The sequence below is a fragment of the Bartonella sp. AS69XJJH genome (assembly GCF_042195585.1).
Taxonomy (GTDB): domain Bacteria; phylum Pseudomonadota; class Alphaproteobacteria; order Rhizobiales; family Rhizobiaceae; genus Bartonella.
In genome coordinates this window covers 23,484-39,452 of sequence record NZ_JBHIOO010000011.1, presented here as the reverse complement: position 1 = coordinate 39,452, position 15,969 = coordinate 23,484, and the positions used below count along the sequence as shown (strand labels likewise).

Annotated in this window: 8 protein-coding genes; 5 read left to right on the top strand and 3 right to left on the bottom strand. The window is 37.1% G+C overall.

The genetic code is table 11. From position 1 onward, the window contains the following. Positions 1-459 precede the first annotated feature (459 nt). Complete coding sequence (locus tag ACFIK6_RS06400) at positions 460-1,713, bottom strand: CCA tRNA nucleotidyltransferase (RefSeq protein ID WP_375642248.1); 1,254 nt, start codon at positions 1,711-1,713, stop codon at positions 460-462. A 248-nt stretch (positions 1,714-1,961) separates the two neighbouring features. Here ACFIK6_RS06400 and ACFIK6_RS06395 point away from each other — a divergent pair, with 248 nt between their 5' ends. From ACFIK6_RS06395 to ACFIK6_RS06375, 5 genes are all read left to right on the top strand, one after another. Further along, positions 1,962-2,993 carry an AAA family ATPase gene (locus ACFIK6_RS06395; protein ID WP_375642249.1) on the top strand — a complete coding sequence of 344 codons (1,032 nt, stop codon included), beginning with the start codon at positions 1,962-1,964 and terminating at the stop codon, positions 2,991-2,993. Further along, on the top strand, positions 2,994-3,905 hold the full coding sequence (locus ACFIK6_RS06390) for a DUF58 domain-containing protein (protein WP_375642250.1): 912 nt from the start codon (positions 2,994-2,996) through the stop codon (positions 3,903-3,905). Then, a complete protein-coding gene (locus tag ACFIK6_RS06385) occupies positions 3,902-6,700 on the top strand; it encodes a DUF4159 domain-containing protein (protein ID WP_375642251.1) in 2,799 nt (932 codons plus the stop codon). The genes ACFIK6_RS06390 and ACFIK6_RS06385 overlap by 4 nt, the downstream gene beginning before the upstream one ends. Then, on the top strand, positions 6,697-8,793 hold the full coding sequence (locus tag ACFIK6_RS06380; protein WP_375642252.1) for a glutamine amidotransferase: 2,097 nt from the start codon (positions 6,697-6,699) through the stop codon (positions 8,791-8,793). Before ACFIK6_RS06385 ends, ACFIK6_RS06380 begins: the two co-directional genes overlap by 4 nt. A 620-nt stretch (positions 8,794-9,413) precedes the next feature. Continuing rightward, positions 9,414-10,298, top strand: a complete 885-nt coding sequence (locus ACFIK6_RS06375; protein WP_375642253.1) for a metallophosphoesterase family protein — start codon at positions 9,414-9,416, stop codon at positions 10,296-10,298. Between the two features lie 1,428 nt (positions 10,299-11,726). Here ACFIK6_RS06375 and ACFIK6_RS06370 read toward each other — a convergent pair. After that, the gene (locus ACFIK6_RS06370) at positions 11,727-12,551 is read right to left on the bottom strand and encodes an outer membrane protein (RefSeq protein ID WP_375642254.1); all 825 of its coding nucleotides are present in this window, start codon (positions 12,549-12,551) and stop codon (positions 11,727-11,729) included. Between the two features lie 453 nt (positions 12,552-13,004). Then, positions 13,005-15,950 (bottom strand): bifunctional [glutamine synthetase] adenylyltransferase/[glutamine synthetase]-adenylyl-L-tyrosine phosphorylase, encoded by a 2,946-nt coding sequence (locus ACFIK6_RS06365; protein WP_375642255.1) that lies wholly within the window; start codon positions 15,948-15,950, stop codon positions 13,005-13,007. Positions 15,951-15,969 lie beyond the last annotated feature (19 nt).

Below are 15,969 nucleotides of genomic sequence, written 5' to 3'. Positions count from 1 at the left end.
AAAAACAATATACAATGTATAAAGAACAGTTAGAGCGTATAACGCCTATCATTTTCCAACAATCAAGTGCTGATAAAATAAACATTTCTTAGTGCCCATCACATCCATTTCATATCACACCTATAAATGATTAAATACTCCTCATAGTAAAAATCCACTAGACATCCCCCTTTTTATGCTCATACAAGGTGCAAACCGCTATCATTATTCTCTTATCCGTTCTCACTTTCAAGAATCCTTATTTTTGAGATGGTTCTTAAGAGACATTTTTCCTCTCTGTAATCATTTTTCCTCACACGATTTCCTCTACTTGTGACCGTGTAAGGCAATAATTTTGATTAATGTAATATGAACAGGTTTGAAATAACCTTACAATATTTGAAGCTCTTGTTTCACATGAAGAATAATGAATTATTATTATAAATTAATATGTTGACTTAAAAAATATAAACAGAAATATTATAAATCAATTTTTTCTAATAATGCATGACGATCCATTAAAAATCCGCTTTCAACCCATATCATTTCTAACTCTTTAAGCTTTTTTCCTAAAAGCACGCCTTTAGCAAAACCTTTCTTTATTAAATCGTTACCATTAATGGGAAAAGTTGGAATCTGCCATTTTATGGCAAGCTGATGAAGCTTGACATAATCCTCTGCTCTTTGCAAAGCATCACTTTTTTCCAGATTATCGAGATTTGATGCAGCGACAGACAACGATAATTGATCTAAAACTGGCTGTCGTCCATGAAAATAAATCAGTTTTTGCACAAAATGATCAGAACAATTTTGGTTTATTATTTCTAACTCTGCCCATTCTTTTAATCGTGTTGTTTCTTTATGGGAAAAATGCAAGCGCTGAGCCATTTCATGAAGACGTATGAGGTCAGGAGGAAGAAGGCTTTCTAGCCGTAACAATGGATCAACATTCCAACCAAGAGCCTGCTCTGTCTTTACCAATGCGTGAATTGCATCAATACCCCATCTTTCTGTTTCAGGAAAAATGAGTGTCAAAATTCTGCTTTGTCGCATCCATAAAAGAGCACGCGTTGGATCAAACGCTGCAAGAAGCTTTTTCATTTCTGCCCAAATCCGTTCAGAAGAAAGTTTTTTTAAGCCGTGTTTTAGACGAACACATGCCTTCAATCCTTGCACATCAGGTCGCCCTGCTCCATACCACGCAAAAAAGCGAAAAAAACGTAAAATACGCAAATAATCTTCGCAAATACGATCTTCTGCAACCCCAATAAAACGAACTGTTCGGCTAGCAATATCACTCAAACCTCCCACATCATCATAAAGATTGCCAGCAGCATCACAATAAAGCGCATTTATCGTAAAATCTCGCCGTTCAGCATCTTTTTTCCAATCACGACCAAATGCCACTTTTGCATGACGACCATCTGTTTCAATATCGCAGCGAAGCGTTGTAACCTCATAAGAACATGAATGAGCAACTACTGTTATTGTACCAAAAGCAATCCCTGTAGGAATAGCTTTAAATCCTGCGTCTTCTACACGTGCAATAACCTGTTGCGGCAAACAAGTTGTTGCAATATCAATATCACTAATAGGCTGCCCTAGCAGTTGATTGCGCACTGCCCCCCCTACAATACGCGCCTCCTCTCCCTCCAAAGACAAAACATGAAGAAGTGTTTGGACATCTCTTTGTTGTAACCACGAAACCTGTTTGAAATCCTGTCTTATATTCACCCTTTAACCTTTCAAAAAAGTTGTCTTCATTGCTTTAAAGAATTCCCTTCATAAAACGAAATTTTTAAGACATCCCTTATAAAACACGTCTATTCCGTCCAAAGAAACTTTTCTCTTCTTATATACGAATATAAAAAAAACGGCATATGATACTTCATTTCTTCTCATTTTCTGTTACAAACAATAAGATATCCATTATCATGCAGAGAAAATTACCATTTTTGCGACAAACGCCTTAAGGAAGAAATATGAGTCAACATGATCCATCATCCAATTCTGTAAAAAAGGTCAATATCAATCATGAAGCTCAAGTCATTATTGATGATATTGATACGGCACACAAAGAATTGGATATTTTACAACAAGAAATTGACAAAGTTATTTTTGGGCAAAATCAGGTCATCGAATATGCTTTAATCGCTATTTTTGCTGGTGGTCACGCCCTTCTTGTCGGTGCTCCTGGACTTGCAAAAACACGTCTTGTTGAAACATTAGGAACAGTCTTAGGGCTTGATGAAAAACGCATCCAATTTACCCCTGACTTAATGCCATCGGATATTATTGGTTCTGAAATTATGGATTCTGATAAAGACGGTAAACGTTCTTTTCGATACATTCAAGGTCCTATTTTCACGCAACTTCTCATGGCCGATGAAATCAATCGTGCTTCTCCACGGACACAGTCAGCCCTTTTACAAGCTATGCAAGAATATCATGTTACTGTTGCAGGTAACCGTTATGATTTGCCACAACCTTTTCATGTTCTTGCAACGCAAAATCCTCTCGAACAAGAAGGGACCTATCCACTTCCTGAAGCACAACTGGATCGCTTTTTGATGCAAATCGATATTGACTATCCTGACCTCACAACAGAGCGACGGATCATTTTAGAAACAACAAAAGAAAAGAAATTAAATGCAAAACCAATTTTATCCGCCAAAAAATTGCAAAAAATTCAAAATATCGTTCGCAAAATGCCTCTTTCAGAAAATGTGATCGAAGCTATTTTAAAAATTGTCCGCTCAACTCGTCCTCATAAAGACAATAGCCTTGCTAATACTTATGTTTCTTGGGGACCTGGTCCACGGGCATCACAAGCCCTTTCACTTTGTGTTCGCGCCCGTGCTCTTTATTATGGACGCTTAGCCCCCTCGCTTGATGATGTTGAAGCATTGGTCTATCCCGTATTACAACACCGCATGGCTCTTAATTTTTCTGCCCGTGCTGAAGATATAACCGTAAAAGATATTATCAATAACCTTGTGAAAGATGCTCTTTGAATGGCTATTGGCAAAAAAGTTTTACAAAAGCCTCCATTGTCGCTGACAAATGAGCTGCATAAAGATACTGGCAAAATGCCATATTTCCTTTTACAAGCGCGTCATATCGCTAATACACTGATAACCGGATGGCATGGACAACGTAAACGCGGTAATGGGGAAAACTTTTGGCAATTTCGTCCCTATATGGAAGGAGAATCCATTGCCCGCATTGATTGGCGTCGCTCAGCGCGTGATGAAAATACGTATCTCCGCGAACACGAATGGCAAATGACACAAATCGTTTGGCTCTGTCCCGATCAGAGCGCGTCAATGCATTACTGTTCGCGCTTTTCTAAAATCTCTAAAGGTAATCATGCCATTATTCTTACCCTTACCCTAGCATCACTTCTTGCACGCAGTGGCGAACATATTGCTATTCCCAACTTAATGCCCCCCACGATAACATCCAATGTTGTAGAACGAATAGCCTTTGCTTTAGAAAATCATTCAGATGAAAATTCATTTCCGGATTTTTCAACGGTTACACGCTTTTCGCATGTTATTATAATGAGTGATTTTCTCGACTCTCCTGAAAAAATCATCCAACATTTAACCGTTTTAACTACAAAACAGGTGACAGCTCATTTAATTGAAATTTCTGATCCCGCAGAAGAAAGCTTTCCCTACACAGGCCACACAGAGTTTTTTGATCCTGAAACGAAAGAGAAACATGTTTCCACAAAAGCAGAAGATCTTCGTAAGAGCTATTGCAAACTATATCAAGCAAGGCGACAAGAGTTGGTAAATTTTTGCGCACGCCAAGGATGGTCTTATCATGTTAGCACAACGGATCAACCTTTAACAGAGACCATTTTTCATCTTGCAAATACAATGGGCGGCTCTCCATTGCAAAAAAGGAGAGCGCTTTGAGTTTTTCTGCTCCCTTTCTTTTACTAGGGCTTTTGTTCCTACCGGTCATTTGGTGGCTGTTGCGGATAACCCCTCCATCTCCGCGTAAAGAGCTTTTTCCTCCGTTACGCTTCTTACCCAAACCAACTCATCAGCAAGAAACAGCAAAACATACACCTTGGTGGTTGCTCTTGTTGCGTTTAACCATAGCGGCACTTGTTATCATAGCTTTAGCACGCCCCACGTGGAATCAAAAACCAATCAGCTTTTCCGGATCTCAACCCCTTGCACTCATTATTGATAATGGTTGGGCTTCTGTAAAAGAATGGAAAAAGCGCATTTCTACCGCTGAAATGCTCCTTACACAGGCAGAAAAACAGCAAAAAAATATTTACCTTGTTGCAACGGCTGAAAATGATATCTCTAATATAAAGCCCCAACCAGCCAAGATTATAAAACAGAATTTAATGCATTTGCAACCGCATCCTTGGCCTGTCAACCGTGTGCATGTCTTAAAAAAACTTAGAAAAATAACCAACGGAAAACCTCTTGATATTGCTTATTTAAGTGATGGATTACAAACAAATGAAGATGAGCAAACTTTTGCTTTGCTTGAAGAATTAAAACCTGAAAAATTCTTATGGTATTTGGCGGATATTTCCGATTTAATCGGCATAACATCCCTAGAAAATAATGATGGAAACATGGGCGCGCGTATTATCCGCTCAACAACACACGGCAAAACTTCCGCTACACTCAACCTCTACGATTCAAACAATCAACTTCTTGGTCAATTTACGAAACATTTCTCTGAAGGAGAAACAACAGCTCTTGTCCCTTTTGATGTACCACTTGAACTACGCAATGATATCGCTTGGATAAAAATAAATAATCAAAACCATGCTGCTGCAACCTTCTTGGTAGACAGCCATAACAGGATAAGCCGTGTTGCTCTTCTATCACCCGATACCAATGAAATGGCACAGCCTTTACTTTCTCCATTTTATTACATTATCAAAGCATTACAGGGATATACACAGCTTATAACAGCCGGAGGAAGAGAGCTTTCAACGGATATTGATTATTTGCTTAAACAAAATCCATCTGTTTTCATTATGAGCGACATGGTTAACATGCCTGAAAAAGCAGAAAAAAAACTTTCTGATTTTGTGAATAAAGGGGGAACACTCATCCGCTTTGCAGGAGAAAAACTCAGTAGTGCAGAACATTATGATAGTCTCCTTCCGATACCGCTACGTCAGGGGCAGCGTTTCCTTGGAAGTATTATGTCTTGGACGAAACCACAAAAGCTTGCTCCTTTTGCAAAAAATAGTTTTTTCTTCGATCTTCCTTTTCCAGAAGATGTCTCTGTCTCGCGCCAAATCCTCGCAGAACCAACCCCAGATCTTTTTGAAAAAACGTGGCTTAGCCTTGCGGATGGAACCCCTCTTATTACCGCAGCAAAACGTGGTAAAGGAACCCTCATTCTCATTCATGTTGCTCCTGACCCCACATGGTCTAATCTTCCTCTTTCTGGCTTTTTTGCACAAATGTTGCAAAAACTCATCACATTAGGGTCTAACGAAAACACAAACCTAACACATAGAGAAAAAAGAACAATGGTACAAACCCCGTGGCGAACCATAGCTGCTGACGGACAATTACAAGTACCGCCCTCTGATGTTATTCCACTGGTCTTTGACTCTCAAAATCCACCCCATCCTTCCTATCATACTCCCCCAGGACTTTATGGTATCAAAAACGATTTTTATGCACTCAATCTCTTAACTCATTCGTCGCACTTGATGAAACAATCATCATTGCCAACTTCTCTTAATAAAAGTCCTTTATCTTATGAGACAAAAGAAAAAAATCTTATCGGTCTACTTTTAGGATTAGCCGTCTTATTATTCGCCTTTGACAATTTTCTCATTTTATGGATGGGAGATATTTTTTCTTTCATGAAACGGCGTAATATGTTTCTTCTCCCTTTTATAAGTCTTATTGCCTTGTTTTCATATGATCCAACTCTTCATGCACAAACGAAAGAAAATCATCATGATAGTGTACAAGCTGCTGGTGCAACACATCTTGCCTATGTTATAACCAATAATCATGAAATTGATACAACAAGTAAAAGTGGTCTAGAAGCGTTAAGTCAATTTATCGCAGAGCGCACAATGCTTACCCTAGGCTCTGTTACAGCACTTGATCTCGATAAAGATGAACTCTCTTTTTATCCTCTTATTTACTGGCCAATTGATGTTAAGAGTCCTATCCCAACCCCCAAAAGCCTTGAAAAAATAAATAACTTTATGAAACATGGAGGAACAATTTTATTTGACACACGCGATCAGATAAAGAGCAATCTTAATCTTGAAGGAGATGCCACTCCAGAAACGCAAAGATTACGAGATATCTTAAAAGAGTTAAATATTCCATCCATTGAGCCAGCATCAACGGATCATGTTGTTGCACGTTCTTTTTATATTATGCCAGATTTTCCTGGTCTCTACCGTGGTTCACCTTTATGGATTGAATCCTCCTCAACAAACAAAAAAAATAAAAATTCTCTTGCCAGCGGTGATAATGTAAGTTCTCTTCTCATCACTGCCAATAACTTTGCCGGTGCGTGGGCACTCGATGAAAAAGGAACATGGAAATATCCCCTTGTTCCCAATGATCCAATGCAACGTCTATGGGCATTTCGTGCAGGTTTAAATATTGTCCTTTATGTTCTTACAGGAAACTATAAAGCGGATCAAGTTCATGTTCCAGCACTCTTGGAACGCTTTAAAAGAGAAAGAAGGCAATGATGTCATTTTTCACTTTTCAGCCTTTTTTACCACTCATTTGGATTCTGTTCTTAAGTGGAATATCGATGCTTTTTGTCGTTGTTGGTCTTGTTACGCAACGTCAAGGTTCTTTATTTCGTCTGATGGCATTAAGCGCCCTCATCCTTGCTTTGCTGAATCCAATGGTCATAAGAGAGCAGCGCGAACCACTTAAAAGCACTGTAGGAATTGTCATTGATCGTAGCAAAAGCCAAACATTTGGAACACGTACAAACGACAGTGATGTAGCGCGCGCGCAATTAACTCAAGCATTGGCGCATTATCCACAATTTGAACCACGCTTTATTGAAGCTGGAAAACTTGCTGATAATCAGTATGCGCCCTCAACGAATTTGTTTGCGGCTTTAACACAAGCAGTATCTGATGTACCGCTCTCTCGTTATGCAGGAACCATTTTTATCACCGATGGACAAGTGCATGACATTCCGGACCTAGCAGACCTTCATCATGAAGCGCCTCTCAATGCTCTGATTACAGGACACTCAGATGAATTTGATCGCCAAATCAAGTTTATTTCTCCTCCACGCTTTGCCCTTGTCAACAAACCACAAACGCTCTCCATTTTGGTAGAAGATAAAGGCCCTGCCAAAAAAACAATACCGCAGAAAGCGAATATTACACTAAGCGTCAATGGACAAGACATTGGCCATTATTCTGTGACTCTTGGTGTGATTTTTCAAACTGAAATTACCCTTCCTCATGCTGAAAAAAATATTATCCAAGTGATAACCGATCCACACAAAGGTGAACTAAGCTTTGAAAACAACCGCGCCATAACAATCATTGAAGGAATCAGAGAAAATTTACGCGTTCTTCTTATTTCAGGTGCTCCTTATAATGGAGAACGGACATGGCGAGACCTTTTGAAAGGTGACTCTAATATTGATCTTGTTCACTTTACTATTTTGCGTCCCCCCACCAAAGCAGATAATACGCCCTCAAGCCAATTATCCTTAGTGGTCTTTCCCACAAGAAAACTCTTTGTTGAAGAAATTAATAACTTTGATCTCATCATCCTTGATGGCTACCAGCACTCTACTGTTCTCCCCTTAATCTATTATGATTATATAGCCCAATATGTACAAAAGGGTGGTGCATTGTTGATGATAACAGGACCTGAATTTACCCAAAAAAACTCACTTGCAAAAACACCTTTAATAAGCATTCTACCGGCATTGCCCAATGGGACTATTATTGAAAAACCTTTTCGCCCCACATTAACCAAAGAAGGTGAGCGCCATCCTGTCACAAAAGGTCTTGCAACACGTAACCTTCCCGCTTCTCAATGGGGGCAATGGTTGCGACAAATTGCTATTCAAAACATAAATAACGGAATCGCCCTCATGAAAGGAGCCGATGAACAACCACTTTTACTTCTTTCGCATGTTGATAAAGGACGTGTAGGCATGTTGCTCTCCGATGAAAGTTGGCTTTGGGCACGAGGTTTCGAAGGCGGCGGGCCTTATGCAGCTCTTTATCGTCGTATTGCCCATTGGCTCATGAAAGAACCAGAACTTGAGGAAGAAAAATTAAGTGCGACCAGCAGTCATCATCATTTAACAATTCGCCGCCAAACTCTAAAAGACCATCCAGAACCCGCTGAAATAACCTTTCCATCTGGAAAAAAAGAAAATATCACTCTCTCCAAAGAGCAAGAAGGTCTCTTCAGCGCAACTGTGACCACTGATGAAACAGGGATTTTTACCATTAAAAACGGCGATTTAACAATACTTTCTTCTGTAGGGATGCTCGATAATCTTGAATCGTTTGACTTAATTTCAACACAAGAAAAACTAGCCCCCATTATTAAGCACACCGGTGGTTACATCGGACGATTACATCCTGAGGGAAAAGAAAACATTCATCTTCCTCCATTCAAGCTAATTCAATCAAAAATAAGCCCGCCCTCTTCCCTAGCACATTCAATTGTTCTAAAAGAAGCGACAGAAACCCGTTTAATTAATACCTTTTATTTTTCGATATTTTCTGGTTTTTTGGCACTACTTGCTTGCCTTTTACTGTTGAGTAGCATGTGGTATCGTGAAAGCCGTTGAAAAATCTGAGATTTCGCATAATAGTTTTAAAATTCAGCTTATCTTTTTGTGTATTTTCTTGTCTTTTACAATTAGATAAAAACATTGATCTATAATGATAATTTATCATTATAGTCATATTGAGTCATTATTCCCTGTAGAATTTTGCTTCTTTGTAATACTTTCTATATTAAATTAATTAAAATCGCTCTCTTGCACATCATGAAAAGAGGTGCTGTATGGATAGAAACCATTGAAGAAAAGAATGAAATACCTCTTATGAATTCTCTTAAAGCAAGGATTTTCATAAAATTGAGGGAAATAGTATGATGTTTTTTATTTGCACCTTGTATAAGCGTAAAGATAGTAGTGTACAGTAAGCCCTATATACTTCACAGAAGCTTTTCATATAGCATCGAGTACCGTCGTGAAATTATCTCAAACGCATTGAGAAATGTTTTTTTACAAATATGTGAATGTACAACACAATGATATTTTATTAGGGATATTCTATTTGGAACATTCAGCTTGAGATGTTCTTTTTTGCAAGCTAATTTTCATTTTACAATCTTTCTTGCCTTTAAGCACTAACTTATCTTATGTTTATTCTTTAAATCGTTTTTAATACTCTAAGAGCTTTTATGTTTTATCTTGCCCATATATCGGATGTACATCTTTCCCCTCTCCCGCAACCTTCCCTCTTCGAACTTTCTGGGAAGCGTCTTACCGGTTATATAAATTGGCAAAAAAAACGTAAGAGTCAGATGGCAACAGATATCCTAGAAATTTTAATAGATGCCTTGAACAAAAAAAAACCTGATCATCTTGTGATCTCTGGTGATCTTGTGAATCTTGCTCTCGATAAGGAATTTGAACAAGCATATCGTTGGCTATTTAACTTAGGACAACCTCAAGATATTTCCTTGACATTTGGAAATCATGACGCTTATGTCCGCGGCGCTTTCCAAAAAGCATGCACTCTCTTTAAACCTTGGATCACAGGTGACGTCCCTCAAAAAAGCGCCTTTCCTTATATGCGCATTCGCAAAGATGTTGCCATCATAGCAGCTTCTTCAGCCATTGCGACACCACCTTTTCAAGCTTCTGGTTATTTTGGTAAAATGCAAGCGCAAACTTTACCGCTCTTTTTAAAGGAAGCAGCACAGCGCAACCTTTTTCGTGTCGTCATGATTCACCACCCCCCCTTTCCCAAGGCAACGTCTTGGCATAAAAAACTATGGGATATAAAACGTTTTCTAGACATTATCAAATATCACGGTTGCGAACTTATTCTTCACGGACATACTCATTTACCTACATTGAATTACATTGAAGGACCAATTAAAAAAATTCCTATTGTTGGTGTTCCTTCCGCATCACAAGCTTTTGGTGATAAAAAACCACCCGCAGGCTTTAATTTATTTTCCATTGAACGCTTACAAAATCAATGGCACTGCCAATTGCAACGTTATAGCATTATCAACCCCAAAAACGAGATTGCATGTACTGAAACAATCAATCTTTAAACACCTTCATAGTTGCCAAAAAAAACAAAAAAGAAAATATTTTTATTTCACATCCCTTTGGAAATCATAATTCTTATTTCCTTTTTTCTCCTTAAAAGACAAAGTTTTACCTTCTCTATCGATAAATCAATTTCTCTCAGAGAGTTCCATCTGCTACTCCACTTATGTGACTGGCTTTTTACAAACTTATTGGTTTTCTTCCTTCCCGCCCTAAAGGACGAAAATTCTACCACATCTGATTTATAAGTAATTCGGATTCTTGTCGAATGAGTTTCACCTGCTGATCGCGCATGTGATTTATTTCACAATAACTCTACAAATAAACCCTGCTTTGAATTTCATCATACACTCCTCCAAAAGCATCTGATGCATAAAATCCTTATACCACTCTAGTTATGATATTTTATAGAATAATAGAGAAGCTCATTCAGCTTCTATCCCTGAAAATAGATGACTAAAAAAACCCAATAATAACTAAAGTATATAATTTTAATAACCCAATATACTTGTGATTCATAAACAAATGATGTTGATTGATTTATCGTAAATAGATTTGAAATGATCCACTACTATTTCACTCGACATTTATTATCGTACATTTAAAAAAATATAAAAAATAATAGATTCTATTTCGATAACAGACATAGGTAATAATGTTTTTTATGTCTCGGATAAATTCCTAATTTGCTATCTATTTTTTTCCTATAAATCACTAATACTCTTTATAATTATTTTATTATTTATAATATCACATAAAATATCTAATAATAAAAATTATAATATGAATTTCTTTTATTATTATTGAGTTATATTGCGGATGTAATTTTACGTGCTTTAGAGTTTTTTTTGTTATTAAATAAAATATTTTACGATAACGCAAAACAGAAAAGTCGATTGTATGATAGGTATTTCACATAAAACAAAACGCCATTAAGTTGCTAATTCATGTGTTGGTTTTAAAAAGCATCTTTTACAGCACCCAAATCCATTTCCCGACGGCACCTATAAATGATGTAATGATAAGTCAATTTAGCAGCACCATCTTTACGTTTATGAAAAAGCAAGCTAGTACTAAAATCTCATACTGTGCCAATCCCCAATGTAGCGACAGCCTTTAGCACTTGAGATGGTTCATAAAAAGCATTTTTATTCTTTCTTTAATGTTTTTATCTCACAGCTCTCCCTCCTTTTGACGTGCAAAAGACGCGGTTCTGATTGGTTCAACATGGTATAGGCTTAAAATGAGAAAATCTTATGATACTTGGGTCTCTCACTCAACATAAAAAAAGTAAATTATATTTACAAATCAAAGTGTTGTTCGAATAAAATAGTAGCTCTTTTGAGTGAAGAATATTTTCCAGCATATATCTGAAAAATAAAAGCCTCATTCGAAAATGAGACCTTTGAATTGCCTAATTCTGCAAAAAATTAAAATTTATAAGCTACACCCACGCGGAAATCATTTGTCTTGTAGCCCATTTCAAATTTATCATGCACGAACTTCTTTTTACCAAAATCTGAATAACGGTATTCTGCACGCACAATAACATGATCAGTCATTGCAAAATCAACACCGCCTCCGAGGGTATAACCAATCATGGTCTTTTTTTCATCATGCAACCAATCAGAAGAATCAACCTCTCCACTTTTGCTATCAGCAACTAATCCAAAAATATTCTGAAGCTGCGTATAAGCAATCCCTCCAGAAACATAAGGCATCACACGCTCAATCGCAAAACCAACTCTCACCCGCGTAGCACCAGCCCATTTTTGTTTTAAAGTATGACGTACAGCTTTAATAGGTGTTATCGGATCCTCCTCATGCAAATCTCTTGTTAGGCTTGTTTCTTCTATAGGTTTTGGTTTTTCTTCCGTTGGACTTTTTTTCGGTAGAGCGACATCTTTAGAATCCTTTTTCCCAGACCACATAATATCTGTATCAATACCTATAATAAAACTATTATCGATATCAATATTGGAACCTGCGTAAACTCCCCCAATAAAACCAGAAAGTTTAGGTAAATTCTCCTTTCCAACTGGATTCCATATCCTTGTCTCATCTTTTAAATAACTTGCAGTTGTTTTACCTGAAAAGTTACCAATCTGTCCTCCAAGATAAAATCCTGTCCAAGAAAAAGCATGCCCTGCAATAACAGGAACAGGCTGTTCAGGAATAACAATATCCGACGCCTGTACTACAGAAATTGAAATTAAAGAAAATATAGATGTTGAGACTAAATACTTTGTAATCATAATTGCTCCCCTAAAGCTAATGTGATACATAAATAATAATAAATCGTTTCACACTTTTTTCAAAAAATCTATAGCAAAAATGATACAGTTTAAAAATTTAAATTAGTTTTAAATAAATAATATTTAAATATTATTTACAATCTCCTAAAACTATTAATCTATACTAGCTTTTATAGCTTCATATTGATCATTATTATCTAGAATTATATAAATAATTATAATGTCAGTTTTTTTGAAAAAATGAGATAAGGCTCATAAAGAATATGATTCACAAAATTAATCACTCATCGCTTTTTATATAAAGAATGACACCTAGAATAGAGATTTTTCATCACACTTGAGAAACCAGTAGAGAACTTCACTCTAACTCTCTCAAGCGTGTAATGAAATAAAAGACAAAAATTAATATATAAAAATGGAATTAATAATTTTTATTATTCTTATAAAATTATTTTAATGTTTCATGATTTTTGTAAAAACTGAACAGACCAATTGCCCAGTTTCTGCAATTAATTTTTCAACACGAAGCAAATCAGGTTCCCCAACACTATTTAACAAAAGGTCACTTAATCCAGGTGGCATGTCATTGGGATCAAGAGAATCATTTAAGCAAAGCCGTATAATTTGACTCAAATTTGTATAAAGACAATAAGCATAACGTAAATCAGCAATACATGACTGATTAAGAAAACTGTTTGGTAAGTGATCTAAAATATCCGCTGTCGTCGCTCCAATTTGAAACTCAATGACATGCGTAATAAGAGAAAATTGAGCAATAAACTCCAAATCCATAATGCCACCTGACATCGTTTTTAAATCCCATTGATTTTTTGGCGGCTTTTCTTTTGAAATCAAGGAACGCATTTCACATACTTCTTTTGCAACTTCCTTCTTATCACGAGAAATAGCAATAATTGCACACACTTCATTTTCTATCTTTTGTAAAAAATCAGGATCTCCTGCAATGCCTCGAGCCCTTGTTAAAGCAAGATATTCCCATATCCATGCTTCTTGGCGATAATATTTTTTAAAAAATGGAAAAGAAACAGCAACAGGTCCTTTATTGCCTAACGGCCGTAACCTTAAATCAACAACATAAAGAACACCTTGGCTTGTAAGAGTGGATAAAGCAGAAACGAGGCGCTGTGCTAAACGCGTATAATATTGAGAGATATAAAGAGGCTTTTCTCCATCAGATATTTCTGCGTCATCATCGTGCTCGTAAAGAAAAACGAGGTCAACATCGGAATCTGCCGTTAATTCGCGACTTCCAAGCTTTCCCATACCCAATATGCCAACACGCCCCCCTTTAACACTACCATGAAGACGAGAAAATTCCTCTTGAACGGCAGAAAGTGTTTTTTTAATCATAAGATCAGCAAGAGCAGTAAAAGCAAAACCCGCTCTTTCTCCTGTAATTGCACCATTTAAAATTCGAATACCAATCAGAAAACGTTGTTCATCTGCAAAAATTCTTAAATGGTCGAGAATTTCCTCATAAGGAAGAACATTTTCAAGAAAATATTCAAGACGTTTTTCTAAATACGTTTTTGTTGGTAATTCTGAAAGAATATTTGGATCTAACATTCCATCAAAAACATGGGATCTGCGTGTAATAATTTCTGCAAGACGTGGAGCAGCACCCATGATCAGGACAAGCATATCCAAAAGAGAGGGATTAGATTGCAAAAGACTAAAAAGCTGAATTCCTGAAGGTAAGCCCTGTAAAAAACTATCAAAACGCAACATCGCCTCATCAGCTCGTTTTGTCCCACCAAAAGCTTTCAAAAGAGCCGGTGTTAATTCCGTTAATCTCTCGCGTGCTTCGGCTGATTGCGTTGCTTTATAACGACCACAATGTAGAGTGCGCATAATGCGACAAATATCACTTGCTCTTTCAAAGCCTAAACGACTTAACGTTATTAATGTCTCCGGATCATCTTCTTCACCTGTAAAAACTAAATTACCAATTTCTAAACCAAGCTCTTGCTCATTCTCAAACAGTGCTGCATAATGTTTTTCAACAACCTGAAGTGTTTTTAATAAATCACGGATAAAGCTGCTACTGTCTTGATAACCCATTAAATAGGCAACACTCGTAAATTGAGCAATATCATTTGGAAGAAGGTGTGTTTGTTCATCGAAAAGCATTTGAATACGATGCTCCACGTTTCGAAGAAACGCATAACTTTTTATAAGGCTATTTTTCGTTTTCTCACTGATCCAACCAAGCGTGTGAAGTTCTGCTAACATTGTAACTGTTTGACGTCCACGTAATTGAGGAAAACGCCCACCAGCAATGAGCTGTTGTGTCTGAACAAAAAACTCAATCTCACGAATACCACCACGACCTAACTTTATATTATGCCCATAAGCTGCAATTTGACCGTAATTTTTATGTGCATGAATTTGACGTTTGATCGAATGAATATCAGCAATAGCAGCGTAATCTAAATATTTCCGCCACATATAGGGAAAAAGCTCTTTAAGAAAGTTAAAACCTGCCCTCTTATCGCCAGCAACTGGACGTGCTTTAATCATGGCTGCTCGTTCCCAATTTTGTCCACGCCCTTCGTAATACCGTAAGGCAGTCCTTACTGGTAAGGCTAAAGGGGTTGATCCTGGATCTGGACGAAGACGAAAATCAAGACGAAAAACATATCCTTCCGCAGTGCGTTCTTGAATGATACGGATTAATCGGCGTACCATTTTAGAAAATACGTCAACACTTTCAGAAAGATTACCAATATGAGGTGATGCTTCATCAATGAAAACAATAAGATCAATATCAGAAGAATAATTAAGTTCCCCTGCTCCTAATTTTCCCATCCCTAAAATAATTAAACCACAGTCTTTTTCTGGATTCTCACGGCTTAATAAATTGATCTTACCATGATCATGCGCTTCTCTTAATAGAAAACGTAGCGCTACACTTAATGCTGCTTCGCCCAAACGTGTCAACCAAGCACATGAAACTTCGTAAGTAAAAATACCACTCAAATCAGCTAAAGCAATGAGAACATGCGCTTCTCGTTTTTTGCGCCTCAAAGCAGCCATCAATGAAGTTTCATTTATAGTTTCATCCTTATCAATAGCCGTAATATCATCTATAATTTCGCTCAGCCTTGTTTCTATATCAACATTCAATAAAGCATTAAGATATGATGGATTGGCAATTAAAACCTCACGCAAAAAAGGAGATAAGGTCATAATCGAACGGATAAAATCAATCTGCGTTCCACTCTCTAAAATAAGGGAAACAAGCGATTCTAAACCTTCTTTTCTTGCTTGTTCTTCCAAGTCTTTTAACCATTGGAAACCACTTTCATCGAGAGGGCATAAAGGGAGAAGCTGTGTTTTTAAAAAAGCTTGTTTCGTCTGCGCTCCCTTGAAAAGCATTTTGCTTTCCTTTCTATTA